Genomic DNA, 26,124 nt, shown 5'->3' with positions numbered 1-26,124 from the left:
TGCGATCTCAGCGGGTTCCACGGCTACCTCTTAGTGCTTCAGCAGGCTCGCGTCATCGACCGACGCGGACCTGCGGGTTCGGAAGATCGTCACGATGATGGCCAGGCCGATGACGACCTCGGCCGCGGCCACGATCATCACGAAGAACGCGATGACCTGCCCGTCGAGACTGCCGTTCTGCCGGGCGAAGGTGACGAACGCCAGGTTGCAGGCGTTGAGCATGAGCTCCACGCACATGAACACCACGATGGCGTTGCGCCGTACGAGCACGCCGACACCGCCGATGGTGAACAGCAGCGCGGAGAGCACGAGATAGTGCGTCGTCACTTGGCGTCCTCCTCCACCAGCGGTTCGGTGTCGGCCAGCGGCTCGGTGTCCCCGATCTCGTCATCGAGCGGCTTGGTCGGCCTCGTGTCGGCCGCCTGCTGCTCGGCGAGCGCCTCCTCCTGGAGGATCCGCGCGATCTCGGGGTCGATGGTGCCCTCGATGGCCTCGTGCCGGGCGATGATCCGGTTGACCGACAGCAGCGAGACGGCCCCGTCGGGCAGCAGCGCCGGCATGTCGATCGAGTTGTGCCGGGCGTAGGTGCCGGGGCCGGGCAGCGGAGCCGGGTTCTTGCCCGTCTTGCCGAAGGCGAGGAACCTGGCCCGCGACAGCTGCTTCTGCGTCGGCTTGCCCTCGGTGCGCTCCCGGTGGGCCAGCACCATCGCGCCGAGCGCGGCGGTGATCAGCAGCGCCGAGGTCACCTCGAACGCGAACACGTGCCGCGTGAAGATCTGCTCGGCCAGGGACGGCACGTTGCCGGCCGCGGTGACCGCGGCCAGCCCCTTGGGCGCCGTCATCAGCACGTTGCCGATGCCGAGCCCCAGCAGTGCGGCGAAGCCGATCCCGGCGATGATCGCCCAGAACCGCTGGCCCTTGATCGTCTCCACCAGAGAGTCCGAGGAGTCGACGCCCACGAGCATCAGCACGAACAGGAACAGCATCATGACCGCGCCGGTGTAGACGATGATCTGCACGACCGCCAGGAACGGAGCGTCCTGGACGGCGTACAGCACCGCCAGCGAGATCATGACGACGCCGAGCATGAGGGCCGAATATACGGCCCTCCGGCTGAATACGAGTCCGAGTGCGGCGGTCACCGAGACGACCGCGAGCACCCAGAACGTGATGGACTCACCCATTGCTACGACCCAACCGGTAGTAGTCCTCTTCGGTCTCGCCGAGACGCATCGGGTGGGGCGGCTGCTCCATGCCTGGTCCCAGCGGCGCGAGGAGCATCTCCTTGGTGAAGATCAGCGATTCGCGGCTGGAGTCCGCCAGATCGAACTCGTTGGTCATCGTGAGCGCCCGGGTGGGACACGCCTCGATGCACAGGCCGCACAGGATGCACCGCAGATAGTTGATCTGGTAGACGCGCCCGTACCGCTCACCGGGCGAGTACCGCTCGGTCTCGGTGTTGTCCCCGCCCTCGACGTAGATCGCGTCGGCGGGGCAGGCCCATGCGCACAGCTCACAGCCGATGCACTTCTCCAGCCCGTCCGGCCACCGGTTCAGCTGGTGCCGCCCATGGAAGCGCGGCGCTGTGGGCCGCTTCTCCTCCGGGTACTGAACGGTCACCGGCTTCTTGAACATGTGGTGGAAGGTGACGCCGAATCCCTTGATCGGGTTCAGCCAATCAGTTGCTCCCACTGGTCACCTCCTTGGCGTCAGCGTGAAGACGCGCTTGTCGCGGCACGACTCCGTGATAGTGCGGGAGGTCGAGCGGCGGCACCGGGAACCCGCCCGCCGTCGGCTCCTCACGCAACTGCTCGAACTCCGCCTCGGTCTCGGCCGCCTTGGCCTCCCTGCGCCGCTGGTTGACCGTATCGAAGCGCAGCCAGATCGCGAAGGCGCCGACCAGGATCACCGCTCCGATGGCCAGGACGGCGCCGCGGGTGGTGTCCGGCATCCGCAGGGCCTTGAAGGTGGCGGCGATCATGATCCAGCCCAGGTTGAACGGGATCAGCACCTTCCACCCGAAGGCCATGAGCTGGTCGTACCTTACGCGAGGCAGCGTGGCGCGCACCCAGACGAAGCACGCGAACACGAGGACCAGCTTGATGAAGAACCACAGCATGGGCCACCAGCCGGTGTTCGCCCCGTCCCATATCGAGATCGGCCAGGGCGCTCGCCAGCCGCCGAAGAACAGCGTGATCGCCATCGCGGACACGGTGAAGATGTTCACGTACTCGGCGAGCATGAACATCGCGAACTTCAGCGACGAGGCGTACTCGGTGTGGAACCCGCCGACCAGCTCGCCCTCGCCCTCCGGCAGGTCGAACGGCACGCGGTTCGTCTCGCCCAGCATCGTGATCGCGTAGATCGCGAACGACGGGGCCAGCGAGAAGACGTACCACGAGGGCGTCGGGATGCTCAGCCCGAAGATGTCCAATGTGCCGCCGTGTGCCTGCGACGCCACGATCTCCGAGGTGGACAGCGAGCCCGCGTGGAGGAAGACCGCCACGAACGACAGGCCCATCGCGACCTCGTACGACACGACCTGGGCGGCCGACCGCAGACCGCCCAGCACGGCGTACGGCGAACGCGAGCCCCAGCCCGCGAGCACGATGCCGTAGACGCCGATCGAGGCGGTGGCCAGCACCAGCAGCACCGCGACCGGAAGGTCGGTGAGCTGCAGCGGCGTCTTGTGGCCGAACATCCAGACCATCGGCCCGAACGGCACGACGGAGAAGGCCAGGAACGCCGGCACGGCGATGATCACCGGGGCCAGGAAGTAGATGACCTTGTCCACCGTGCGGGGCATGATGTCTTCCTTCAGCCCCATCTTCAGACCGTCGGCCACCGACTGGAGCAGGCCGAACTTGCCCGCTCTGTTGGGGCCGTAGCGGTGCTGCATGCGCCCGATGAGCTTGCGCTCGGTCCACACGCCGAACAGCACGCCCAGCATCAGGAACACGAAGATCGCGACGGCCTTGATGATGGTGATCCACAGGGGATCATGGCCGAAGTCGTTCAGCGTGGGTACGTTGTTCACGACACGCTCCCGATCGTTACGACGTCTCCGCCCACGGCACTCAGGTCGCGGGTGACGGACAGGCCGGCGGAGTTCGACGGCACCCAGACCACGCGGTCCGGCAGGTCGGCGATGCGCACCGGCAGGATCACACCGTCGCCGATGGTGATCTTTCCGCCGTCCACCGCGCCGATCTCGGCCGCGGTCGCCTCCGACAGCAGCGCCGCCGCCGGGCGGGCCGTGCCGGCCAGGTACGGCTCGCCGTCCTGGAGTCGGCCGTCGTCCAGCAGCAGGTGCCAGGTGGCCAGTACGGCCTCGCCCGCGCGCGGCTCACGGGCCGGGTGTCCGGTCACCGCCGGGGCGGCGGGCCGGCTGCCCCGCCAGGCTCGCAGCTCGGCCATCTCGCGGCGGGCGGCCGCGGCGTCCGGCAGGCCGAGGTGCACGTCCATGTAGTCGGCGATCGACGTGACGACCCGCAGATCGCTCATCAGGCCGGGGACCGCGGTGGCCACCTCGAACTGGCGGCCCCTGCCCTCCCAGTCGACGAACGTACCCGACTTCTCGGCCACGGCGGCGACCGGCAGCACCACGTCGGCGCGGTCGGTGACCGCGCTCGCCCGGATCTCCAGGCTGACGATGAACGGCATGTTCTCCAGCGCCGCCAGGGCCCTGTCCGGATCGGGCAGGTCGTAGGGGTCGACGCCGGCGACGACCAGCGCGTCGAGCTCCTCGCTCAACGCCGCCTCGATGATGCCCGCGGTGTCCCGGCCCGGGGTTTCGGGCAGGGCGGCCACATTCCAGACACGGGCGACCTCGCCGCGCGCGGTCTCGTCGTCGACCGGGCGGCCGATCGGCAGCAGGCCGGGCAGCGCGCCCGCCTCCAGCGCGCCCCGCTCGCCGGCCCGCCGCGGCACCCAGGCGATCCGCGCCCCGGTGGCCTGCGAGAGCCGTACCAGCGCCGACAGCGCGCCGGGCGCGGTGGCCAGGCGCTCGCCTGCGAGCACGATGGTCCCGGCGGGGAGGGTTCCGGCGGGCGGCAGCTCGCCGGAGATGAGACCGCCGATCGCCGCCGCCTCCGCGCCGGGGACGGTCCTGATCAGCGTGCCGTTCATCTTGGTCAGACCGGGCGTCGTGTACGGCGCCAGCGCGTAGACCTTGAGCCCCTTCTTCCGCGCGGCCTTGCGCAGCCGCAGGAAGACGATGGGCGACTCCTCCTCGGGCTCGAAGCCGGCCAGGAGCACCGCCGGGGCGTTCTCCAGGTCGGTGTAGGAGACCTCGATGCCCCGCCCCGCGATGGCGTGGGCGAGGAAGGCCGCCTCCTCTGCCGAGTGCGGGCGGGCCCGGAAGTCGATGTCGTTGCCGCCCAGGGCGATCCTGGCGAACTTGCTGTAGGCGTAGGCGTCCTCGACGGTGAGCCGCCCGCCGACCAGCACGCCGGCCCGGCCGCGTGCCCGGCTGAGGCCTTCGGCCGCGATTCGCAGCGCCTCCGGCCAGGAGGTCGGGACCAGCCTGCCCTCCTCGTCGCGGATGAGCGGCGACTTCAGCCGGTCGGGCTGGGTCGCGTAGGTGAAGGCCCAGCGGCCCTTGTCGCAGTTCCACTCCTCGTTGACCTGCGGGTCGTCCCCGGCCAGGCGGCGGGTGACCTTGCCGCGCCGGTGGTCGGTGCGCAGCGCGCAGCCGGAGGCGCAGTGCTCGCACGCGCTCGGCGTCGACACCAGGTCGAACGGCCGGGCGCGGAACCGGTAGGCCGCCCCGGTGAGCGCGCCCACCGGGCAGATCTGCACGGTGTTGCCGGAGAAGTAGGAGTGGAACGGCTCGCCGTCGGCCGTCCGCACCTGCTCCTGCCATCCGCGCTCGAAGAACTCGATGAACGGGTCGCCGGCGATCTGGTCGGAGAACCGGATGCACCGCGCGCACTGGATGCAGCGCTCACGGTCGAGCAGCACCTCGGTGGACAGCGAGATCGGCTTGGAGAAGGTCCGCTTCTGCTCCTCGAACCGGGTCTCGCCCTGGCCGTTGGACATCGCCTGGTTCTGCAGCGGGCACTCGCCGCCCTTGTCGCACATCGGGCAGTCGAGCGGGTGGTTGATCAGGAGGAACTCCATGACCCCGCGCTGCGCCTTCTCCGCGACGGCGGAGGTGAACTGCGTCTGCACCACCATGCCCTCGGCGACCTCGATGGCGCACGAGGGCTGCGGCTTGGGAAAACCGCGGCCGTTGCCCGCGTCGGGGATCTCCACCAGGCACTGGCGGCAGCTCGCGGCCGGGTCGAGCAGCGGGTGATCGCAGAACCTCGGGATCTGGATGCCCAGCAGCTCGGCCGCCCGGATGATCACCGTCCCCTTCGGGACGGACACCTGGAAGCCGTCGATGGTGAGCGTCACCATGTCCACCGGCCGCTCGCCCGGCCCGGACGAGGTCGTCTGGATGCTCACTTGGTCCCCCACACGGTGGAAGCAGCGGGATCGAACGGGCAGCCGCCGATCTCGAAGTGCTTGAGGTATTCGTCGCGGAAGTACTTCACCGACGAGTAGACCGGGCTGGTGGCGCCGTCGCCCAGCGCGCAGAACGCGCGGCCGAGGATGTTGTCCGCGATGTCGACGATCTTCTCCAGGTCCTCCTCGGTGCCCTGGCCCTTCTCCAGCCGCCGGAGCATCAGCTTGAACCAGTAGGTGCCCTCGCGGCACGGCGTGCACTTCCCGCACGACTCGTGCGCGTAGAACTCGCTCCAGCGCATCACGGCGCGCACCACGCAGGTCGTCTCGTCGAAGATCTGCAGCGCCCGGGTGCCCAGCATCGAACCCTTGGCCCCGACCGACTCGAAGTCGAGCGGAACGTCCATGTGCTCGGCTGTGAAGATCGGCGTCGAGGACCCGCCCGGGGTCCAGAACTTCAGCTCATGCCCGGCCCGGACGCCGCCCGCCATGTCGAGCAGCTCGCGCAGCGTGATGCCGAGCGGCGCCTCGTACTGCCCCGGCCGGGTCACGTGCCCGGACAGGGAGAAGATCCCGAAGCCCTTGGACTTCTCGGTGCCCATGCCCGCGAACCAGTCGGCTCCGTTGGCCACGATGCTCGGGATCGAGGCGATCGACTCGGCGTTGTTGATGACCGTCGGGCAGGCGTACAGGCCGGCGACCGCAGGGAACGGCGGCTTGAGCCTGGGCTGGCCGCGGTAGCCCTCCAGCGAGTCGAGCAGTGCGGTCTCCTCACCGCAGATGTACGCCCCGGCGCCCGTGTGCACGACGAGTTCGAGGTCGTAGCCGGTGCCGAGGATGTCGGCGCCGAGATACCCCTTCTCGTACGCCTCCCGGACCGCCGCCTGCAGCCGGCGGACGACGTGGAGCACCTCGCCGCGTACGTAGATGAACGCGTGGTTGGCGCGGATGGCGTAGGCCGTGATGAGGGCGCCCTCGACCAGCGAATGCGGGTTGGCCATCATGAGCGGGATGTCCTTGCAGGTCCCCGGCTCCGACTCGTCGGCGTTCACCACGAGGTAGTGGGCCTTGCCGTCGTTCTGCGGGATGAAGCCCCACTTCATGCCGGTGGGGAAGCCCGCGCCGCCGCGGCCCCGCAGCCCCGAGTCCTTGACCATCTGGATGACGGCGTCGGGGTCCATGCCGAGGGCCTTCTTGGCCGCGGCGTACCCGCCGTATCCGTCGATCGTGAACGAGTCCGGCCGGTCCCAGTTCCTGGTCAGCACCGGAGTCAGCTGTGTCATCGGTCGCTCACCGCTCCTCGTTCGCTACACGGGCCGCTCGTCCCTCGCGTACCGCTGCGCTCACTGCGTTGGGTTCGCTCCGCGTCATGAGGCGTCGCTCCCCTCAGTCTGCTCGCCCGGCTTGGGGGCCTCCCAGCCGTTGGCCTTGGCGATCTTCAGGCCTTCCAGCGAGGGCCCGCCGGCCGACGGACCCTCACCGGCCTGGCCGTCCGGGAATCCGGCGAGGATCCGCGAGGCCTCCTTGAACGTGCACAGCCGCCTCGGCCCGCGGGTGGGCGAGACCTCCTTGCCCGCCTGCAGGTCGTCGACGAGCTGCCTGGCCGACTCGGGAGTCTGGTTGTCGAAGAACTCCCAGTTGACCACCATCACCGGGGCGAAGTCACAGGCGGCGTTGCACTCCAGCCGCTCCAGGGTGATCTTCCCGTCGGAGGTCGTCTCGTCGTGGCCGACGCCGACGTGCTCGCTGAGCTCGTCCCAGATCTGGTCGCCGCCCATGATCGCGCACAGCGTGTTGGTGCAGACCCCGACGTTGTACTCGCCGGCCGGCTCCCGCTTGTACATCGTGTAGAAGGTCGACACACCGACCACCTCGGCCTTGGACAGACCGAGGATCTCCGCGCAGAACTCCTGTCCGTCCTCGGAGACGTAGCCGTCCACCGACTGCACGAGGTGCAGCAGCGGCAGCAGCGCCGACCGCGGCCGGGGGTAGCGATCGATGATCTCCTTGGCGTCCATCTCCAGACGCTCGCGGACTTCGGGTGAGTACGTCACCGATCCACACCTCCCATGACGGGGTCTATCGAGGCGACCGCCGAGATCACATCGGCGACCATGCCGCCCTCGCAGGTCGCAGGGATCGCCTGCAGGTTCGTGAAGGACGGGTCACGGAAGTGCACGCGGTAGGGGCGGGTGCCGCCGTCGCTCACCACGTGCGCGCCGAGCTCCCCGCGCGGTGACTCCACCGCGGCGTACGCCTGCCCGGCCGGCACCCGGAAGCCCTCGGTCACCAGCTTGAAGTGGTGGATCAGGGCCTCCATCGAGGTGCCCATGATGTGGGCGATGTGGTCGGGCGAGTTGCCGAGACCGTCGGGGCCGAGCGCGAGCTGCGACGGCCAGCCGATCTTCTTGTCGTCGATCATCACCCGGCCGCCCTTGAGCGGGCCCGACAGCCGGTCGAGCGCCTGCTCGATGATCTTCAGGGACTCCTCCATCTCGTCCATCCGGATGAGATAGCGGCCGTACACGTCGCAGGTGTTCTGCGTCGCGACGTCGAACTCGTAGGTCTCGTAGCCCGAGTAGGGCTGCGACTTGCGCAGGTCCCAGGGCAGGCCGGTCGCCCGGAGCACCGGCCCGGTGATGCCGAGAGCCATGCATCCGGTGAGGTCGAGGTAGGCGACGTCCTTGGTGCGCCGGGTGTAGACCGGGTTTTCGTCGAGCAGCTTGCGCATGTCCTGGATGCGGCCCGGCATGATCTTGAGGAACTCGCCGACCTTGTCGACCGCGCCGGCCGGCAGGTCGACGCTCACGCCGCCGGGCCGGATGTAGGCCATGTTCATCCGCAGGCCGGTGATGTACTCCATGATGTCGAGCACCATCTCGCGCTCGCGCAGCCCGAAGAGGAACGGAGTGGTCGCGCCCAGCTCCATGCCGTAGGTGGCGACCGCCATCACGTGGGAGGAGATGCGCGTGAGCTCCATCATCAGGACCCGGATGGCCTGCGCGCGCTCCGGCACCCGATCGGTGATGCCGAGCAGTCGCTCCACCGCCATGCAGTACGCCGTCTCGTTGAAGATCGGCGAGAGGTAGTCCATGCGGGTCACGAACGTGACCCCCTGGGTCCACGTACGGAACTCGAGGTTCTTCTCGATGCCGGTGTGCAGGTAACCGATCACCGGGCGGACCTCGGTGACGGTCTCGCCGTCGAGCGTCAGCACGAGCCGGAGCACGCCGTGTGTCGACGGGTGCTGCGGGCCCATGTTGACGATCAGGCGCTCCTCGGACGATTCGGTGACGGTCTGCACCAGCTCGTCCCAGTCCTGGCCCGCGACGTCGTAGATCCGGCCCTCGGCTTCGGTGGCAGTCACGAGTAAGACCTCCTCTGGTCGGGCGCGGGGACCTCGGCGCCGCGGTACTCGACCGGGATTCCGCCGAGGGGATAGTCCTTACGCTGCGGGTGGCCCTCCCAGTCGTCGGGCATCTGGATCCGGGTCAGTGCCGGATGTCCGTCGAAGATGATCCCGAAAAAGTCGTAGGTCTCCCGCTCATGCCAGTCGTGCGTGGGGTAGACCGAAACCGTGGAGGGAATGTGCGGATCGGCGTCCGGACAGGCGACTTCGACCCGGATGCGCCGGTTGTGGGTGATCGAGCACAGATGGTAGACCGCACGCAGCTCCCCACCCGTTTCCTCAGGGTAGTGCACCCCGGAAACGCCCAGGGACAGCTCGAAGCGCAGCGCCGGGTCGTCGCGCAGTTGCCGCATGACCTCGGGCAGACGCTCCCGCGCCACGTGGAAGGTGATCTCGCCGCGGTCGACGACCACCCGCTCGATCGCGTCGCCGACGGCCGGCTCCAGAGCGTCGGCCACGTCGTCGAAATACGATCCGTACGGCCGGGCACTGGACGGCTTGGGCGGGCGCCGTACGACCAGGCGGCCGTAGCCGGAGGTGTCGCCGGAGCCCTTGACGCCGAACATCCCCTTACGGACGATCGGCCGCTCGCCCGGCACCACGGGCAGATTCGCCGGGCTCGTGTCCCCGGGACGTACGTTCTCGTCGCTCACTTACCGGCCCCCTGATCGATCAGCGGCAGCGTGCGCAGCGCCTGGCGTTCGAGTTCGTCGATCTGCCTGGCCCGGTGCGCGCCGAACTTCGCGTTCTGGATCTTGTCGTGGAGCTTGACGATGGCGTCGATCAGCATCTCCGGGCGGGGCGGGCAGCCGGGCAGGTAGATGTCGACCGGCACCACGTGGTCCACGCCCTGCACGATCGCGTAGTTGTTGAACATCCCGCCGCTGGACGCGCAGACGCCCATCGAGATGACCCACTTGGGCTCGACCATCTGGTCGTAGATCTGACGGAGGACCGGTGCCATCTTCTGCGACACCCGGCCCGCCACGATCATCAGATCGGCCTGGCGGGGAGAGGCCGAGGCGCGCTCCATGCCGAAGCGGGCGAGGTCGTGCTTGGGGCCACCGGTGTTCATCAGCTCCATCGCGCAGCACGCGAGGCCGAAGGTGGCCGGCCAGACGGAGTTCTTCCTGGCCCAGCCCGCCACCTGCTCGACGGTGGTGAGCAGGAATCCGCTCGGGAGTTTCTCTTCAAGACCCATGGCTAATCCCAATCCAGTCCGCGACGGCGCCACACGTAGGCGTACGCCACAAGCACGGCGACGATGAACAACACCATCTCGACGAGCCCGAACAAGCCGAGCTTGTCGAAGGCGACGGCCCACGGGTAGAGGAAGATGATCTCGATGTCGAACACGATGAACAACATCGCCGTGATCATGTACTTCAGCGGGAAGCGGCCACCGCCGACGGGCTGCGGAGTCGGGTCGATGCCGCACTCGTAGGCGTCCAGCTTGGCGCGGTTCCAGCGCTTCGGCCCGGTGAAGGGCGCGATGCTTACGGAGAACACGGCGAACCCCGCCGCGAGGACCGCGAGCACCAGGATCGGCACATACAGCTGCATGGCTACATGTCCTCGCTTGCTCGATGGATCAGGGCGGTCTGGGTGCAGAGAATGTCGTTCATGCGGATGGAGCCACCTTGGACAGGGCGTTGATGATGCGGTCGGAGGCGTCGCCCCGCCGGTCTGTGAGATTAGCCAGAAGTTTGAAGGCGAACCTCATCAGGGTGGGATGGGGCAGTCCGTGCCGCGTGGCGAACTTCATCACCCCAGGTCTGCCGATCGCCTCGACGAACATGCGGCCGAGGGTGAAATATCCGCCGTATGCGTCTTTGAGGATACGCGGATAGGCGAGCAGTGCCCGCTCTCGCTGAGCTGCGGAATTGCGGGCCAGCGCCTGCACGATGACGTCGGCGGCGATCCTGCCGGTCTCCATGGCGTACGCGATGCCCTCGCCGTTGAATGGATTGATCGTCCCGCCGGCGTCGCCGACGAGCACCAGCCCGCGAGTGTAGTGCGGCTGCCGGTTGAAGGCCATCGGCAGCGCCGCGCCCCTGATCGGGGTGGTCATGTTCTCTTCCGTGTAACCCCACTCCGCCGGCATGTTCCTCACCCAGCGTCTGAGCAGGTCGCGGTAGTCGATGCTCTTGAACGCCTCATTGGTGTTGAGCAGGCCGAGACCGACGTTGGAGGTGCCGTCGCCCACGCCGAAGATCCACCCGTAGCCGGGCAGCAGCCGGTCGCCGTCCCACAGCTCCAGCCAGGTCTCCAGGTAGTCGTCGTCGTGGCGTGGGCTGTGGAAATAGGTCCGTACGGCCACGCCCATCGGCCGGTCGGTCCGCTTGTGCAGACCCATCGCGATCGACAGACGGGTGGAGTTTCCGTCCGCCGCGACCACGAGTCTGGCCGTGTAACTTTCATCCTCACCGTCGCGCCGGGCCCTGACCCCGGTGACGTGGCCGCTGCGCTCGTCCAGGATCGGACCGGTGACGTTGGCGCCCTCGATCAGCCGGACGCCCGCGCGTTCGGCATGTCTGACCAGGATCTCGTCGAAGTCCGCGCGGGTGCGCACCATGCCGAAGTCGGGAAAGCTGTGCAGCTCCGGCCAGTCGAGCTGCAGACGCAGTCCTCCGCCGACGACTCGCAGGCCGCGGTTCCTGATCCAGCCGGGGCCGTCGATGTCGACGCCCATCGCGACGAGTTCCCTGACCGCACGGGGCGTGAGCCCGTCGCCGCAGACCTTCTCGCGAGGGAACCGCGTCTTCTCCAGCAGCAGGACGCGCAGGCCGGACCTGGCCAGGTGGAAGGCGACAGTGGAACCGGCCGGACCCGCCCCGACGACGATGACGTCGGCGTCGACGTCCCCCCGCTGTACGCGGGCCTGCACGCCACGCTTACTTGTTCGCTCGCTTCGCTCGCCGCGGCTACTTCTTGCTCGCTCGCTTCGCTCGCTCACGGGGACCTGTCCTGTCAGGAAGGAAGGCCTCGGGGGCCCTTCGTGCCTTTGTGAACAACTTCACAAACTGTCGCGCTGCAGTCTAGCCCCTTTCAACTAGTCGGTGTCAGACGGGTGGTCGCACCGCTCTGTGGAGCGCCACGATGCCGAGGGTCAGATTGCGCCAGGCGACCCTCTCCCACCCCGCTTCCTGGATGATCTTCGCCAGCGTGGGCTGGTCGGGCCATGCCCGGATCGACTCCGCCAGGTATCGGTAGGAGTCGGGATTCGAGCTGACCAACCGGGCCACCGGCGGCAGCAACTTCATCAAATACTGATGATAGACCAGGTCAAAGGGCCTTACGACCGGCGTGGAGAACTCACATACCACCAGTCGGCCACCCGGCTTGGTCACCCGCATCAGCTCTCTCAGAGCCTGTCCCGTGTCCGCCACGTTCCGCAGCCCGAACGAGATCGTCACCGCGTCGAACGCCCCGTCGTCGAACGGCAGCCGCAACGCGTCGCCCGCGACGAAGGTCACGCCGCGGACGCCGCCGCCGTACAGTCCGGAGCCGCCGCGCCGCGCCACGCCGGTGCGCAGCATGCCGAGGGAGAAGTCGCACGCGATGGCCCGCGCGCCGAGCGCGGTGAAAGCCTCGGTCGAGGTGCCGGTGCCGGCCGCGAGGTCGAGCACGAGCTCGCCGGGGCCCGCGTCGACCGCCCCGGCCGTGGCCTTACGCCACGCCCGGTCCATCCCGAGCGAGAGGACGTCGTTGACCAGGTCGTACCGCTGGGCCGTGCGATCGAACATCGCGGCGACCTCGTGCGGCTGCTTCTCCAGCGATGCGCGCGTCATGGACGCAAGCCTAGGTGCACGGCCCCCGCCGCACGGATGCCGCCATCCGGCCACCGGCGCCCGATGGACGGAACGTAGTTCGCCGGTTACGCTCAGTCTGCTAGAACTTGGGGAATGCGCGCGAGAAACGTACTGGTCGCAGCACCGGCGACGGCACCCCTGACGGCACGGGCGGTCGTCCCGGTCCCCTCTCCCGCGATCCCATCCGGCGCCCCCGCCGCGCCTGGAAGGCGGCCGGCCCGCCCAGGTCGGAGGCGGGTCGCCCGGCCCCGGTCTCGGGATCACCGATCCCATCACCGGCCGGGCCCCGACTCGGATGCGGATGCGAGAAAGGGGAATCTGGGTAAAGGCGTTCCTGACCGTATAGAAGGAGCTTTTGGTGGGAAGCCGCACAAGGAGACTCGAGCATGAGTACCATGCCCGAGTCGGCCTGTTCCTGGCCGCCTAGTCCTCTCTCGCTCTCCGGCGATTCCCGGCGATCCGCCGGCTGACCGCGTCGCGCTGCTTGGACAGCAGCACGTAGCTGGCCAGCCCACTCACCAGGAGGGCCACTGCGAGCAGCAGGAGGCTGCGCATGCCGACGAGATAGAGGACTCCAAGGGCGACGGCGAACAGGCCAAGCCGCGAAAGGGTGTAAACGACAACCGGATGCACAGCGTCGAGGTTACGTCACCCTGTCGACACGGCTGTCTCTCTTCGCATCTGGTGCGAGCACTGCTAGGGTTCACATCAAGGTGCTTTTGTAAAGAAACACCCATGAGCGCCCCAAAGATGCTCTATCATATAACAATCGGGCACTGAGCCGGTAACAACCCGTGATCTTCTCCGAAAACCACGGATAAATCAGGCTTCGCTCGGCACACTGGTTAACCTGTCCGCCCGCTGCAGGACGCGGGACGCGAGGGGGAGAGATTGTGGAGAGTAGCAGCGAGCGACTGCTGACTCCTGGAGAGGTTGCCGCCCTCTTCAGGGTTGACCCGAAGACCGTGACACGTTGGGCCGCGGCTGGGCGCATCAGCAGTATCCGTACCCCCGGTGGGCACCGGCGCTTCCGCGAGTCGGAAGTGCACGCCCTCCTTCGCGGTGAGGACGTTCTGACGGCTGACCGGCCGAACGGCGACTCACCGCGAGTCTGACACAGGTAAGTGGCAGCATCAGGTGATCCTGCGCGGCACCCGGAAGGCGCAGGGTCACCAGGTCAGTCTGCCCGACCGGCATCGTCCTGCTCTCCTGCCGGTCGCTTCGGCCCCGATCACTCCTGATCCGCCTTGAACGCCAGGAACTCCCGTTCGAGTTCGTCGTTCTCCGCCAGCCAGCGGCTGCGCCGTCGCGCGGCCTCCTCCTCGGTGATCGACTCGGCCGCCCAGCGCTCATACTCAGGCTCCCCCGGGGCGACCTCCACGTACGCGTTGCCGATCAGGCGGCCGTCATCGCTCGTCAGCGATTGAGGCACCCGCAGCGTGCCGTCACCGAGCCGGATCACATACATCCGAACCACCTTGGGAGTGTCCTGTGGATCTTTGCCGTGGCGAGGATCGGCCAGATGGACGCCTCGCGAGGCCGAGGAGAAGCCCATGGCCCGGCCACGGGTGACGGGCGGAACGCCGCGAGGCGCCCGCTGAGCGACCGCGGTGGGCCGAGAAGATCCATAGGACGCCCCCTAGATCCCGTATCGCCGGTTGAAGAACAGCATGACGCCCAGTGCCGTCCGTGTGTCGCCGCCGAGCATGTCCACCAGGGCGGGGCGCTGCCGGGACGCGATCGCCGCGAACGCGTCGGCGAAGAACTCCTTGCGCCCGAGACCGGCGGGCTGCCGGTGGAACGACGACGCGAGCAGCGGCAGGCACTCCTCATAGAGGGCGGCGAACTCAGGCGAGTCCGACACCCACTCCCCGGAGCCCGCGTCCACGTCGTCCAGTGCGTGCCCCACCTCGTGCATCATCACGTCGGGCGTCGGCGACGGCCGGTCTCCCACCACGATCTTGCGATCGCCATACGCACCGGCGCAGACGTCCCAGGTCGCCCGTCCTGACGGCAGCGGCGCACCGCGCAGGTAACCCATGTCGTCCAGGTCGGGAACGCCGCCGCGGCCCACATAGATGCCGTCCAGCCCGATCGCCAGCTTGGCCTTGAGCTGCTCGGGCAGCCGCGCCAGGCTGTCGACCGCCCGGACGGCGTCGGCCGAGGGAGGGCCCTCCACCGCGTCCCACTGCCGGTAGAGGATGCTCTCCAGCGGTCCGCAGTGCCGGCGGCCGTCCCCCACGTCGGGGGCGTCCGGCGGATGCGGCCGTGCCCGCAGGGGCTGGTCGTCCAGTTCGAAGTCGTCCCACGTGTACTGTGGCCGGTCGTCCACCACGGGTGCGGTCACCGTGCGCATCCGCTCGGCTGCCCGGTCCGGCGATCGCTCGCCCGGCCACTCGGCCGGCCAATCGCCCGGCCAATCGGCCGCCCAGTCCGCCGACCGCCCGGCGGGCCGTCCAGAGGCCCGTTCCGAGGCCCGTTCCGAGGCCCGTTCCGAGGCACGGTCAGAGGCGCCTTCCGATGCGCGTTCCGCGGTCCGTTCGCGCTCGCGTGACCGCTCCGGCACATCGACCCTGCGGTGCGACGACATGTACAGCCCGCGCTGCCACCACCGAACCCCTCGCCGGTGGCGGCCTCTGTCGGCCGGCTCCGCCATCAGACCCCACTTATGATCGACGATCGTCTCCGCACGCTCTGTACCGGTCCACCGTACGATGCCGACCCGGCCACGTCACCGGGAACGGCTGTTCGGCCCGGGCGTGCCGAACACACGGTGGTATGGCTTACCGTGATGGGCATGCCTAGCGTGGTTATCGGTCTGGCGCTGCTGGCCTTCTGGCTCTACTGCCTGTTCGACGTGATCACGACCCCCGATCAGGCCGTACGCAACCTGCCCAAGGTTCTGTGGGTCCTCATCGTGGTGCTCCTCGTTGACCTGGGCGGCCTGTTCTGGCTGCTCCTCGGCCGTCCGCTCGCCGCGGCCGGCGCCGTACGCGAGCCGAAGGACACCTTCGGTCCATTGGCGAACCGGGGAGGTCAGCGCAGCCAGGCCCCGCGTGGCCCGGAGGACGACCCGGAGTTCCTCCGCCACCTGGAACGCCGCCTCCGCGACGAAGACTGACCCCTGCCGGGGAACCCGATAGGGCGTGGTCACACGGATAGATTGAACCGCCGGTGGCTGCGCCATTCGACCAGCAGCACGGTGGCGTCGTCCTGCAGCCTGCCGCGCTGATGCCCCAGGATGGCGTGGATCAGGCGCCGGACGGTCTCCGGGGCGGAGATGCCGTCGGCCTCCCGCTTGATGACGAAGTTGGTGAACCGCTCCAGCCCGAACCTCTCCCCCTCCGGAGTCTCGGCCTCGATGATGCCGTCCGTGTAGAACAGCAGCCGGTCGCCGGGCTCGAGTTGATAACGGGGGAGCCTCCTCGCCGGGCCGAGTGCGAATCCCATCGGCGGGTCGGGCGGGCTGTCCAGCACCGCGGCGACCCGCCCGTGCCGCAGGACCAGCGGAGGAGGATGCCCCCGGTTCACCCAGGTCAGCCAGCCGGTGGGCAGGTTCAGGTCGGCCAGGATGCCGGTGGCGAACCGGGACCCGGCGAACTGCTCGGAGATCGCCGCGTCGATCGTGTCGCTGACCGCGAGCAGCCCGATGTCCTTGCGGCGGTTGTTGCGGTACGACCCCAGGGCGATGGTGGCGGTCAACCCCGCGGAGGTGTCGTGCCCCATCGCGTCGAAGACCGCCAGATGCAGGGTGTCGTAGTCGAGGCCGTAGTCGAAGGCGTCCCCGCCCACGGAGTAGGCGGGCTCCAGCGCCGCGCTGACCGTCAACGTGCCCGTGGCGAAGGTTCTGATCGGCATCAGCGTCCACAGCACCTCGGCGGACAGATGCATGTCCTCCGTGCGCGCCAGCCGCGCGTAGGCGTCGCTCGGGTCGCGCTTGCTCAGCACCATCAGGGCGATCAGGGCGCTCAACTCGGCCATCCGTCGTTTGGTGGTCTCGTCGACCCTGGGCACCGTGACCCCTAACACGCCGACCCGTTCGGTACCGTCGAGCAGCGGTGCCCACAGGCGGCGGGCGCCGCCGCTCCCGACCGGCTCGGCGACCTCGCCCGCATCGGAGTCCACATCGGGCCCGCCATTGGGGGCGGCGGGACGGACCTGGACGATCTCGACGTTGCGATAGGCGCGCCCCGCCAGAGTCGTGTCGATGGGGACGCGCTTGAGCGGCTCCCCCGACGTGTCGCGCTGGCCGGGGAGCGGTATGAGCAGGACTCCCTGCAGGTCGGCGACGTAGATCATGACCTCGGTCAAGCCGGCCGACCGGAGACGGTCGGCGACGACACGGGCCAGGTCCTTGAGCGGGGTCAGGTGGTGCGCGCGCAACAGATCACCCAGGATCCGCTCGCTGTCGGATCCGTGCACCGGCGTGCCTTCTCCACCCACCTGCCTCAGCCCCCCGACGGATGCCAGTCGGCCAGCAGCACGGCGGCGTCGTCCTGCGGGCCACCCCGCTGATGGGCCACGATCGCGTGGATCAGCCGACGCACGATCTCCGGCCTCGGCAGCGCGTCCGCCTCGCCGCACAGGACGAAATCGGCGAAGCGCTCCAGGCCGAACCGCGCGCCGGTGGGCGACCTCGCCTCGGTCACGCCGTCGGTGTACAGCAGCAGCCGGTCGCCGGGCTTGATCCGGCGGCGGGCGAGACCGGTCGCCGGGCCCAGGCTGAATCCCATCGGCGGGTCCGGCGTGCTCTCCAGCACGGCGGCGACCCGCCCGTCGCGCAGCAGCAGGGGCGGGGGATGCCCACGGTTCACCCAGGTAAGCTCGCCGGTACGGATGTTCAGTTCGGCCATGATGCCGGTGGCGTACCGGGACGTGGAGAACTGGTCGGCGATCGCCTCGTCGATCGCCTCGCCGGCCGCGACCGGCCCGGCCTCGTGACGGCGGCTGTCGCGGTACGACCCCAGGGCGATGGCCGTGGTCAGTCCGGCGGAGATGTCATGCCCGATGGCGTCGAAGATCGCCATGTGCAGGACGTCGCCGTCCAACCCGTAGTCGAAGGCGTCCCCGCCCACGATGTAGGCGGGCTCCAGGGCGGCGCTGACGCCCACCGTGTCGGTGGCGAACGTCCTCGGCGGCATCAGGGTCCACAGCATCTCGGCGCCCACGCGCATGGACCGGCCGCGTACGAGCCGGGCGTAGGAGTCGCTGACGCGATATTTGGTCATCAGGACCAGCGTGAGCAGTGTGGCCAGATCTCTGATCCGCCGTTCTGCGACCTCGTCGGCCTCCGGCGTGGTCACCCCGATCAGGCCGAGCCGTTCCAGGCCGTCCACCAGCGGCGCCCACAGTCGTACGGAACCCTCGGCCCCGGCCGCCGGCGGCTCCCCCGTCGCCCGGGCGGGACAGGCCTGGGTGATCTTCAGGACGCGGAAGGCCCGTCCTGCCAGCGTCGCGTCGACGGGAATCGGCTCAAGCGGCTTCCCGTCCGCGTCGCGCTGGCCGGGCAGCGGCAGCAGCACGAGCCGCCGCAGATCCGCAACGTAGATCATCACCTCGGAGAAGCCGAGGCGCGCGGCGTGCTCGGCGGTCACGGCCGGCACACGTTCCAGGGGGATCAGCGGGTAGGCACGCACCAGGTCGGCCAGTACCAACGCAGCCTGGTGATCGGAAACCGGATGATCGGCCACAGGAAGTCCCCCGACTCGCTCCTGTCCACATCCCTCCTACCCAGGATTCCCCGGTGGAAGCTACTGGGGCACGTCGGCGTACGAGTGGAGGCCGGGCAGGAAGATGTTCACGCCGATCAGGTTGAACAGCAGGCACGCGAACGCGACGAGCGAAACGATGAGGGCGGCCCTGCCACGCCATCCGGCGGTCGCCCTGGCGTGCAGGTAGGCGGCGTACACGATCCAGGTGATGAAGGACCACACCTCCTTGGGATCCCAGCCCCAGTAGCGGCCCCACGCGCGGTCGGCCCACAGGGCGCCGGCGATGACGGCGAACGTCCAGATGGGGAAGGCGATCACGATCGCGCTGTGCGCGATGCGTTCGAGGTCGGCCCTGACGGGCAGGACGGAGGGCCGCCCGTCCCGGCGGATCAGGTAGAGGATCGCGCAGACGCCCGACAGAGTGAACAGCCCGCTCGCCGCGATGGCGGCGCTGACGTGGATGGCGATCCAGTACGAGTGCAGCGCGGGCATCACCGGCCCGGCCTGAACGTGCAGGAAGAGTACGGCGAAGCCGAGCCCGAGGGCGGCGGTCACCGTGACGAACGCGCCGAGGAAGCGGATCGGCCGCCGCACCAGCACCACGAGGAACGCGGTGACCGCGGCGAAGCACAGTGCCACCACGAACTCGTACATGTTGCCCCACGGCCATCGGTCGGCCGCCATACCACGGGTGAGGATGCCCGCGAGGTGGCCCGCCCACGCGATCCAGGCGATGACGACGGCCACGCCGCCGGCCCGCACCGCCCAGGCGGCGGGCGCCGGCTCGCCACGGTCCTCGGCCGTATCCATGGAAGCCGTGTCGTCCGGCCCGCCGTCGGCGACGCCGCCACCGCCGGTCCGGACGCCGGCCCCGACCAGCTCGCGTTTCTCCGCGACGGCGGTCACCGTACGGGCCCGGCCGAAGGCGAGCTCCAACGCGAAACCGATCATGGCGACCAGATAGAGCAGGACGGTGACCAGGATGAGCTGATCGCTCATCGTGGCCAGTCCCTCGTTGGTGGGCATATTCGCTACTCCTCGCGAAGCATGGTGACGATCTCGGCGAACTCCGTCGAGAAGGCCGCGCCACTGCCTTCGGTGCGGGTCAATCCTCCCACCGTGACCTTCCCGTCCCTCATCCGCACCCAGACACGGCGGCGCCGGATGGTCAGCGACAGCACCAGTCCGAGGACCGCGGCACTCGCGGCCAGCAGCGCGGGTATCCGGCCCGGGTCATAGGTGACCTGGAGACTGATCCACTCCCTGACCCCGGTGAACTGGATCTTCCCGGCGCCGTCGGCCAGTTCGAGGGTTTCGCCGACGGCCAGCGGCTTGGGCTCGGCCGACATCTTGCCCAGCGGCTTCAGGCCATCGGTGTCGAGCTGGTAGACCGACTGCGGCACGCCCGACTTCATGCCGAGGTCTCCCCCGAACGGGAAGATCTGCACCGTCGGGTTGACCGCGCCGGGGAAGACCGAGACCCACGCCTCGCCGCTCGGCACGGTGGTGGGCAGGAACCGGCCCAGGAAGCCGAGCTGCAGCGGTTCGGCGTCGGGGGCCTTGATGACGCACTCGGACGCGTAGGTGGCCTGATTCTCCGCGAGGCACGGCACCGGCCCCTCGTAGGCCACCTGGCCCTTGCCGTCGGTCACCTTGAACGTGGGGGCGTAGCCGTGGCCGATGAGATAGGTGAGTGTGCCGTTGACGTCCAGCGGCTCGTTCACCTTGAGCTCGAAGTCGCGCGGCGCGGACGTCGGGGAGTCCTGGACCGAGATCTTCGCGCTGTAGTCGATCGGCTGGCCCTGCTTGGGCCCGGCGGCCACATAGCTGGCCTGGAAGTCCTTCAGGGTGAACGAGTACGGCTCCAGCGACTCGGCCGACACCCGCTGCCCCGGCATGAACCGGTCGTAGGCCGCCACCGCGTTGGCGAAGCCGTCGCCCTCCACCACGAGCACGTTGCCGCGGTAGCCGTACAACGCGCCGGCGCCGACCGCGAACAGCAACGCGAGCAGCGCGAAGTGGAAGAGCAGGTTGCCGGTCTCGCGCAGGTAGCCCTTCTCCGCCGCCACCCAGTCGGGTCCGGTGACGACGCGGAACCGCTTGCGGCGCAGCCGCTTCGCCGCCTCCTCCACGGCCAGATCGCCGTCGAAGGCCTCGCCGTACGGCAGGCGCAGCAGGTTGCTCGGGGCGGCCGGAGGCTTGCGGCGGATCTCCTTGACGTGGAGCATGGCCCGGGGCAGCACGCACCCGGCCAGCGAGATGAACAGCAGCAGGTAGATCGCGGCGAACCAGGGCGAGCCGAACACGTCGAACAGCCAGAACCTGTCCAGCCATTTCGCCGCTGTCGGATTGTCCTGGAAATATCGGGCGACCTGACCGGGGTCGACACCGCGCTGCGGGTAGATCGATCCGGGGATCGACGCGAGCGCGAACAGGAACAGCAGGATCAGCGCGGTACGCATCGAGGTGAGCGTCCGCCAGCCCCAGCGGAGCCAGCCGACCGATCCCAGCCTGGTCGCGCCCCGACCGTCCGTGCTCCGGCCGGAGGGCGGACCCGGTGTGGTGGGCTCGGGTTCCGCCGGCGCCTGCCCGTCCGGTCTCGTCGTCGCGACGTCGCGGGGGGTCGCCATCAGATCACCGGTTCGAATCCGCCGACCCAGCCCTGCAGGCCGGCGATCATGCCGCCCCACAGGCCGGTCACGAGCAGCACGCCCACAGTGACGAGCATGGCACCCCCGATGCGAGTGATGAGCGGCGTGTGCCGGCGCACCGCCTTGAAGGCGTGCAGCGCCTTCCGGTAGACGAGCCCGGCCAGCACGAACGGCAGGCCGAGACCCAGAGCGTACGCGAAGGCGAGCACGGCGCCGCGCACGGCACTGCCCTGGTCGACCGACAGCGTGAGGACCACGGCCAGCGTCGGCCCGATGCAGGGCGTCCAGCCGAGGCCGAAGACGATCCCGAGCAGCGGAGCTCCGGCGAGGCCCGCGGCCGGGAGCCGGTGGATCCGCAGGTCTCGCTGCAGCCCCGGAATCAGCCCGAGGAACGCGAGGCCGAGGACGATCGTGATCGCCCCGAGCACTCGCGTTATGACCTCGACGTTGCCCAGCAGCAGGCTCCCGAGGCCGCCGAAGAGCGCGCCGCCGAGCACGAACACGGCCGCGAAGCCGAGCACGAACAGGGCGCTGCCGAGCACCATCCGCCCCCGCTTGGGGTCCCCGCTCATGCCCGTGACGTACGACAGGTAGCCGGGGACCAGCGGCAGCACGCACGGCGAGACGAACGACACCAGGCCGGCGATCACCGCGATCGGCACGGCCACCAGCAGCGAGCCGGTCGCGACCGTCGTGCCTATGTCACCCATCGGTCACCGGCCGCCCTCGTCGGCCACCTTGGTGACGGCGCCCAGCAGGTCGTTGTACTTGACGGCGCCGAGCGCACGGGCGGCGATGCGGCCCTCGCCGTCGATGATCAGGGTCGACGGGATCGCCGCCGGGGGAACGGTGCCCTGGAAGGCCAGCAGCACCTTGCCCGTCTTGTCGAAGATGCTCGGATAACCGGGCTGGACGCTCCGCTCGAACGCCTGGGCGGAGGCCTCGAGGTCCTTGAAGTTGACCCCGACGAACTCCACGCCCTTCGATTTCATCGCGGCCGCGATGTCCTTGAGCACCGGCGCCTCGGCCCGACAGGGAGCACACCAGGACGCCCAGAAGTTCAGCACGTAGGTCTTGCCCGGCTCCAGCTTGGCCGTGCCCCCGTCCAGCGTGGGCCCCTCGACCGCCGGTGCCGCATGGCGCTCGGCCGCGTCGAAGAGCTCGACCCGGCCGTCACCGGCGACGAACCGCGTGTCGCCGGATTTGGGCTGGCCGGCCTGGCCGCCCGCGCAGCCCGTCAGGGCCACGGCGGCCGTCACCGCCAGCGCTGCGATCACGGTCCGGCTCTGGGCGGACCTGGTGGCGGACCTCTTGGCGGACACTGGAGGAGGATCTCCCTACACTACGACCGGTAGAGCTATCAGCCTACCGATCGGCTGCCATGCCCCATCCGCGAGCCCCGCGCGGCGGACCCGTGAGCGGGCCAGGTCAGCGACCTTCCACGCGTACGGCCCGCCCGGCTCAGCCGCTCTCCTCGAACAACGCGGCCTCGCCCTGCGGCGGGGTGCCCCTGAGCAGTGCCCCGGCGGGCTCGCTGTAACCGACGCTCACCAGGCGGTCCCCCTCGAAGGTGAAGCTGGTGAGGCTCGCCAGCGCGCACTGCCTGCGCCTCGGGTCGTGCCAGAGCCGCCGGCCCTCCGCAGCCAGCCGGGTGACCCAGATGGGCAGCTGATGGCTGACGAGCAGCGCCTCGTGGCCGCGCGCCTGCGCGCGCGCGTCGTCGATGACCGACTTCATCCGCGCCACGACCTCGATGTACGGCTCGCCCCACGACGGCCGGAAGGGATTGGTGAAGTGGCGATAGCGACGGAGATCGCGAAAGAGCGGGCCGCCCCCGCCGACGCGCACGCCCTGGAAGACGTTGGCCGCCTCGATCAGCCGCTCGTCGAGCCCGATCTCCAGTCCGAGGGCGCGGGCGGACGGCTCAGCCGTCTCCTCGGCGCGCTCCATCGGAGAGCTCCAGACCAGGGCGATGTCCCGGCCGGTGACCGCCTTGGCGACCGTCTCCGCCATCCGCCGTCCGAGCTCGGACAGGTGATAGCCGGGCAACCTGCCGTACAGCACACCGGTGGGGTTGTCGACCTCCCCATGGCGCAGGAGGTGGACGACGGTCGTCTCAGTCATCGTCACGACAGCCTACAGCGCACGCGTGGCGGAGCGCCTCGACGGCCGCGCGGATGGCGGGTCGACGTGCCGCGTCGGTACGCCAGACCGCGTAGATCTGCCGTTTGGGCGGCGGATCGATCTCCAGTACGGCGACGCCTCCCGGCAGCGGGCCGCGCCCCAGCCGGGGGATGAGCGCGCACCCGTGCCCGGCTGCGACGAACGCGAGCTGGGTCGGATACTCGTCGGCGACACAGACGATCCGGGGTTCCAGCTCGGCGGAGCGGAGCAGGAACACCAGGAAATCGTGGCAGATCATGCCCGGCGTCGAGCTGATCCAGTCGTCCCCGGCGAGTTCCGTGATCGACACCCTCCCCGCGCCCGCCAGCGGGTGGCCGGCCGGCACCGCGACGTCGGCGATGTCGTGGAGCAGCGTCGCACGCGACAGCCCGTCGGGCAGCGCCATCGGACGGTTGAGCCAGTCGGGCACCACCGCGAGGTCGATCTCGCCCCGGGAGACCTCGCGGACCTGCCGCTCCGGCTCACGCTCGTAGACGAGCAGGTCGAGGTCGGGATGACGCTCCTTCAGCGTGGACAGCGCACGCGGGAGGATGCCCCGGGCTCCCGTCGGAAAGGCGGCCACCGTGAGCCTGCCGACGACCGTGCCACGCAGCGCCTCGAAATCGGCCTCGGCTATCTCCACCAGGGCGAGGATGCGCTGCGCGTGGTCGGCCAGCAGGCCGGCCGCGTCGGTCAGCCGGACCCCGCGCCCGTTGCGCTCGACGAGCACGCTTCCGGTCTCGCGTTCGAGCTTGGCGATCTGCTGGGAGATGGCCGACGGGGTGACCATCAGCGCCTCGGCCGCCGCGCCCACCGATCCGTACACCGAGACCGCGTGCAGCGCCTTCAGCCGATTCAAATCCAACACATAAGTCACCCTAAATCCAAATCCCGAAAAAATCTCCCCGGCACTCAACCGTCGCATGATGGACTCGCCGTGACAGGCCGACCGGGAGACAATGGGGTGTGGACACGGAGATGAACGAGATGACCACGCAGAGCGACGACGATGCTGTTAACGTGCACGACGTGAGCAGCGCGCTTGAGTACTGGCCGGCCCCGCCCCCGTGGGGGTGGACCGCGGACGACCTCGATCATCTGCCTTCGGACGGCCCGAACGGCGAGCCCGACTTCTTCAAACACGTCGAACTGATCGATGGAGCTCTAGTCTTCATGTCCCCCCAGCGGCGATTCCACGAGTGCCTCATCCGAGGCCTGACCGAAGGGCTCGACTCCCAGGCTCCCGGCCACCTGGCGGCAGTGCAGCAGATGGACGTCAAGCTTGGCCCCCGGACCCGCCCATGCCCGGACGTGACGATCATCGACGTCGAGGCCGCGGCGGACATGGCCCGCACCTGTTATGAGGTGCCGGAGGTCCATCTCGTGATCGAGATCGTCTCCCCGGAGTCCGTGGAGCGCGACCGCAAGCTCAAGCCGCAGCGGTACGCGGAGGCGGGCATCCCCCACTTCTGGCGGGTGGAGGAGAACGAGGGCAGGCCCGTCGTCTACGTCTACGAGCGTGACCCCGCCACCGGCTCGTACGGCCTCACCGGCATCCACCACGGCCGGCTGACCGTGTCCGTACCCTTCCGGATCGAAATCGATCTCGATCGGCTGGTGAAGTGAGCCCTCAGGCGCCCGCGGCCTGTGCGGCGGCCTTGGCGGCGTCGGAGAGCGCGTCGACGACGCGGCCGAGCGCCTCCTCGTCGTGGGCGGCCGACAGGAACCACGCCTCGAACGCCGACGGCGGCAGATAGACCCCCTGGTCGAGCATGCTGTGGAAGAACGCCCGGTACGCCCCGGAGTCCTGGGCCTTCGCCGAGTCGAAGTCGACCACCGGCCCGTCCGTGAAGAAGATCGAGAAGAGGTTGCCGGCCCGCTGGAGCCGGTGGGGCACGCCCGCCGCGCTCAGCGCCTCGGAGGCGGCCTGCCCGACCGCCTCGGCCGCCGCGTCAACCCGGTCGTAGACGGCCTGGTCACAGGCCCGGAGCGTGGCCAGCCCGGCCGCGCAGGCCAGGGGGTTGCCGGACAGCGTGCCCGCCTGGTAGACGGGCCCCTCGGGGGCGAGGTGGGCCATCACGTCGGCCCGGCCGCCGAACGCGGCCGCCGGCAGTCCGCCGCCCATCACCTTGCCGAACGTCATCAGGTCGGCCTCGACCGGATCGATTCCGTACCATCCGGAGGCGGAGACCCGGAAGCCGGTCAGCACCTCGTCGACGATCAGCAGCGCGCCGTGCTCGGCGCACAGCTCACGAAGGCGCCGGTTGAACCCCGCGGCCGGCGGCACCACCCCCATGTTCGCTGGGCACGCCTCGGTGATGACGCAGGCGATCTCGAACGCGCGGAACGCCTCCTCGACCGCCGTCACCGAGTTGTACGGCAGGACGATCGTGTCGGCCGCCGAGGCCCCGGTGACCCCCGGCGTGTCGGGCAGGCCGAAGGTGACCACGCCGGAGCCGGCGGAGGCCAGCAGCGCGTCCACGTGCCCGTGGTAGCAGCCGGCGAACTTGATGATCTTCGAGCGGCCGGTGAAGCCGCGGGCCAGGCGTACGGCCGACATCGTGGCCTCGGTGCCCGAGCTGACCAGGCGGACCTTCTCGACCGGGCCCACGCGGGAGACGATCTCCTCGGCGAGCAGGACCTCGCCCTCGGTCGCGGTGCCGAACGAGAAACCGCGGGCCACGGCCTCCTCCACGGCCGCCACGACGTCGGGGTGCCGGTGACCGAGGATCATCGGGCCCCAGGAGCACACCAGGTCGACGTAGCGGTTGCCGTCCACGTCCGTGACGTACGGTCCCTGGCCCGAGGCCATGAAGCGGGGCGTGCCGCCCACGGCGCCGAAGGCGCGCACCGGCGAGTTCACCCCGCCGGGGACGATCTCACCGGCGCGTGCGAACAGGGCTTCCGAGGTCTGCGTTCGAGTCACG

Annotated in this window: 28 protein-coding genes; 3 read left to right on the top strand and 25 right to left on the bottom strand. The window is 69.4% G+C overall.

Annotated features, from left to right (window positions below; translation table 11 throughout):
- Positions 1–30 precede the first annotated feature (30 nt).
- From nuoK to ACQP1K_RS02800, 14 genes are all read right to left on the bottom strand, one after another.
- Positions 31–327: an NADH-quinone oxidoreductase subunit NuoK gene (nuoK, locus tag ACQP1K_RS02865; RefSeq protein ID WP_433499313.1), complete on the bottom strand. Its 297-nt coding sequence runs from the start codon at positions 325–327 to the stop codon at positions 31–33.
- Positions 324–1,184: an NADH-quinone oxidoreductase subunit J gene (locus ACQP1K_RS02860; RefSeq protein WP_433499312.1), complete on the bottom strand. Its 861-nt coding sequence runs from the start codon at positions 1,182–1,184 to the stop codon at positions 324–326. Before ACQP1K_RS02860 ends, nuoK begins: the two co-directional genes overlap by 4 nt.
- A complete protein-coding gene (gene nuoI, locus ACQP1K_RS02855) occupies positions 1,177–1,692 on the bottom strand; it encodes an NADH-quinone oxidoreductase subunit NuoI (protein WP_433499311.1) in 516 nt (171 codons plus the stop codon). The genes ACQP1K_RS02860 and nuoI overlap by 8 nt, the downstream gene beginning before the upstream one ends.
- Positions 1,679–3,037 (bottom strand): NADH-quinone oxidoreductase subunit NuoH, encoded by a 1,359-nt coding sequence (gene nuoH, locus ACQP1K_RS02850; RefSeq protein WP_433499310.1) that lies wholly within the window; start codon positions 3,035–3,037, stop codon positions 1,679–1,681. The genes nuoI and nuoH overlap by 14 nt, the downstream gene beginning before the upstream one ends.
- Positions 3,034–5,451, bottom strand: coding sequence for an NADH-quinone oxidoreductase subunit G (locus tag ACQP1K_RS02845; protein ID WP_433499309.1), 2,418 nt, complete (start codon positions 5,449–5,451; stop codon positions 3,034–3,036). The genes nuoH and ACQP1K_RS02845 overlap by 4 nt, the downstream gene beginning before the upstream one ends.
- Positions 5,448–6,734, bottom strand: coding sequence for an NADH-quinone oxidoreductase subunit NuoF (gene nuoF, locus ACQP1K_RS02840; RefSeq protein ID WP_433499308.1), 1,287 nt, complete (start codon positions 6,732–6,734; stop codon positions 5,448–5,450). Before nuoF ends, ACQP1K_RS02845 begins: the two co-directional genes overlap by 4 nt.
- Positions 6,735–6,818: 84 nt before the next feature.
- On the bottom strand, positions 6,819–7,505 hold the full coding sequence (nuoE, locus tag ACQP1K_RS02835; protein WP_433499307.1) for an NADH-quinone oxidoreductase subunit NuoE: 687 nt from the start codon (positions 7,503–7,505) through the stop codon (positions 6,819–6,821).
- Positions 7,502–8,818: an NADH-quinone oxidoreductase subunit D gene (locus ACQP1K_RS02830; RefSeq protein ID WP_433499306.1), complete on the bottom strand. Its 1,317-nt coding sequence runs from the start codon at positions 8,816–8,818 to the stop codon at positions 7,502–7,504. The genes nuoE and ACQP1K_RS02830 overlap by 4 nt, the downstream gene beginning before the upstream one ends.
- Positions 8,815–9,426, bottom strand: a complete 612-nt coding sequence (locus ACQP1K_RS02825; protein ID WP_433501465.1) for an NADH-quinone oxidoreductase subunit C — start codon at positions 9,424–9,426, stop codon at positions 8,815–8,817. The genes ACQP1K_RS02830 and ACQP1K_RS02825 overlap by 4 nt, the downstream gene beginning before the upstream one ends.
- Positions 9,427–9,509: 83 nt before the next feature.
- Positions 9,510–10,061: a NuoB/complex I 20 kDa subunit family protein gene (locus ACQP1K_RS02820; protein WP_433499305.1), complete on the bottom strand. Its 552-nt coding sequence runs from the start codon at positions 10,059–10,061 to the stop codon at positions 9,510–9,512.
- A 2-nt stretch (positions 10,062–10,063) separates the two neighbouring features.
- On the bottom strand, positions 10,064–10,423 hold the full coding sequence (locus ACQP1K_RS02815) for an NADH-quinone oxidoreductase subunit A (RefSeq protein ID WP_055479055.1): 360 nt from the start codon (positions 10,421–10,423) through the stop codon (positions 10,064–10,066).
- Between the two features lie 58 nt (positions 10,424–10,481).
- Positions 10,482–11,747 carry a geranylgeranyl reductase family protein gene (locus ACQP1K_RS02810; protein WP_433499304.1) on the bottom strand — a complete coding sequence of 422 codons (1,266 nt, stop codon included), beginning with the start codon at positions 11,745–11,747 and terminating at the stop codon, positions 10,482–10,484.
- A 175-nt stretch (positions 11,748–11,922) separates the two neighbouring features.
- On the bottom strand, positions 11,923–12,651 hold the full coding sequence (locus ACQP1K_RS02805; protein ID WP_433499303.1) for a demethylmenaquinone methyltransferase: 729 nt from the start codon (positions 12,649–12,651) through the stop codon (positions 11,923–11,925).
- A 444-nt stretch (positions 12,652–13,095) separates the two neighbouring features.
- Positions 13,096–13,305, bottom strand: a complete 210-nt coding sequence (locus ACQP1K_RS02800) for a DUF4229 domain-containing protein (protein ID WP_433499302.1) — start codon at positions 13,303–13,305, stop codon at positions 13,096–13,098.
- A gap of 260 nt (positions 13,306–13,565) precedes the next feature.
- Here ACQP1K_RS02800 and ACQP1K_RS02795 point away from each other — a divergent pair, with 260 nt between their 5' ends.
- Positions 13,566–13,787, top strand: coding sequence for a BldC family transcriptional regulator (locus ACQP1K_RS02795; protein WP_036325312.1), 222 nt, complete (start codon positions 13,566–13,568; stop codon positions 13,785–13,787).
- 116 nt (positions 13,788–13,903) lie between these two features.
- Here ACQP1K_RS02795 and ACQP1K_RS02790 read toward each other — a convergent pair whose 3' ends face one another.
- Entirely contained in the window at positions 13,904–14,140 is a 237-nt protein-coding gene (locus ACQP1K_RS02790; protein WP_055479051.1) for a hypothetical protein, read from the bottom strand.
- A 171-nt stretch (positions 14,141–14,311) separates the two neighbouring features.
- Positions 14,312–15,028 carry a hypothetical protein gene (locus ACQP1K_RS02785; protein WP_433499301.1) on the bottom strand — a complete coding sequence of 239 codons (717 nt, stop codon included), beginning with the start codon at positions 15,026–15,028 and terminating at the stop codon, positions 14,312–14,314.
- A gap of 441 nt (positions 15,029–15,469) precedes the next feature.
- On the opposite strand from ACQP1K_RS02785, the gene ACQP1K_RS02780 reads away from it, so the two are divergent.
- Positions 15,470–15,793 (top strand): PLDc N-terminal domain-containing protein, encoded by a 324-nt coding sequence (locus tag ACQP1K_RS02780; RefSeq protein ID WP_433499300.1) that lies wholly within the window; start codon positions 15,470–15,472, stop codon positions 15,791–15,793.
- A 29-nt stretch (positions 15,794–15,822) separates the two neighbouring features.
- Here ACQP1K_RS02780 and ACQP1K_RS02775 read toward each other — a convergent pair whose 3' ends face one another.
- The 8 genes from ACQP1K_RS02775 to ACQP1K_RS02740 form a co-directional block, all read right to left on the bottom strand.
- Positions 15,823–17,094, bottom strand: coding sequence for a PP2C family protein-serine/threonine phosphatase (locus ACQP1K_RS02775; protein WP_433499299.1), 1,272 nt, complete (start codon positions 17,092–17,094; stop codon positions 15,823–15,825).
- 26 nt (positions 17,095–17,120) lie between these two features.
- Entirely contained in the window at positions 17,121–18,362 is a 1,242-nt protein-coding gene (locus ACQP1K_RS02770) for a PP2C family protein-serine/threonine phosphatase (protein WP_433499298.1), read from the bottom strand.
- A 60-nt stretch (positions 18,363–18,422) separates the two neighbouring features.
- Positions 18,423–19,409: a cytochrome c biogenesis protein CcsA gene (gene ccsA / locus ACQP1K_RS02765; RefSeq protein ID WP_433499297.1), complete on the bottom strand. Its 987-nt coding sequence runs from the start codon at positions 19,407–19,409 to the stop codon at positions 18,423–18,425.
- 5 nt (positions 19,410–19,414) lie between these two features.
- Positions 19,415–21,013 (bottom strand): cytochrome c biogenesis protein ResB, encoded by a 1,599-nt coding sequence (gene resB, locus ACQP1K_RS02760; protein ID WP_433499296.1) that lies wholly within the window; start codon positions 21,011–21,013, stop codon positions 19,415–19,417.
- The gene (locus ACQP1K_RS02755; protein ID WP_433499295.1) at positions 21,013–21,744 is read right to left on the bottom strand and encodes a cytochrome c biogenesis CcdA family protein; all 732 of its coding nucleotides are present in this window, start codon (positions 21,742–21,744) and stop codon (positions 21,013–21,015) included. The genes resB and ACQP1K_RS02755 overlap by 1 nt, the downstream gene beginning before the upstream one ends.
- Positions 21,745–21,747: 3 nt before the next feature.
- Positions 21,748–22,356: a TlpA family protein disulfide reductase gene (locus ACQP1K_RS02750; RefSeq protein WP_433499294.1), complete on the bottom strand. Its 609-nt coding sequence runs from the start codon at positions 22,354–22,356 to the stop codon at positions 21,748–21,750.
- A gap of 139 nt (positions 22,357–22,495) precedes the next feature.
- The gene (locus tag ACQP1K_RS02745; protein ID WP_433499293.1) at positions 22,496–23,158 is read right to left on the bottom strand and encodes a histidine phosphatase family protein; all 663 of its coding nucleotides are present in this window, start codon (positions 23,156–23,158) and stop codon (positions 22,496–22,498) included.
- On the bottom strand, positions 23,151–24,065 hold the full coding sequence (locus ACQP1K_RS02740; RefSeq protein ID WP_433499292.1) for a LysR substrate-binding domain-containing protein: 915 nt from the start codon (positions 24,063–24,065) through the stop codon (positions 23,151–23,153). Before ACQP1K_RS02740 ends, ACQP1K_RS02745 begins: the two co-directional genes overlap by 8 nt.
- Before the next feature lie 161 nt (positions 24,066–24,226).
- Between ACQP1K_RS02740 and ACQP1K_RS02735 the strand changes: the two genes are divergently transcribed.
- Positions 24,227–24,823 (top strand): Uma2 family endonuclease, encoded by a 597-nt coding sequence (locus ACQP1K_RS02735; RefSeq protein ID WP_433499291.1) that lies wholly within the window; start codon positions 24,227–24,229, stop codon positions 24,821–24,823.
- Between the two features lie 4 nt (positions 24,824–24,827).
- Here the strand turns inward: ACQP1K_RS02735 and hemL are convergent, their stop codons facing one another.
- Positions 24,828–26,123 carry a glutamate-1-semialdehyde 2,1-aminomutase gene (gene hemL, locus ACQP1K_RS02730; protein ID WP_433499290.1) on the bottom strand — a complete coding sequence of 432 codons (1,296 nt, stop codon included), beginning with the start codon at positions 26,121–26,123 and terminating at the stop codon, positions 24,828–24,830.
- Between the last annotated feature and the right edge of the window lies 1 nt (position 26,124).

The organism is Sphaerimonospora sp. CA-214678 (assembly GCF_050942215.1).
Taxonomy (GTDB): Bacteria; Actinomycetota; Actinomycetes; order Streptosporangiales; family Streptosporangiaceae; genus Sphaerimonospora.
Note: the sequence above shows the minus strand (reverse complement) of the source record. Positions and strands in the feature narration are given on the sequence as shown.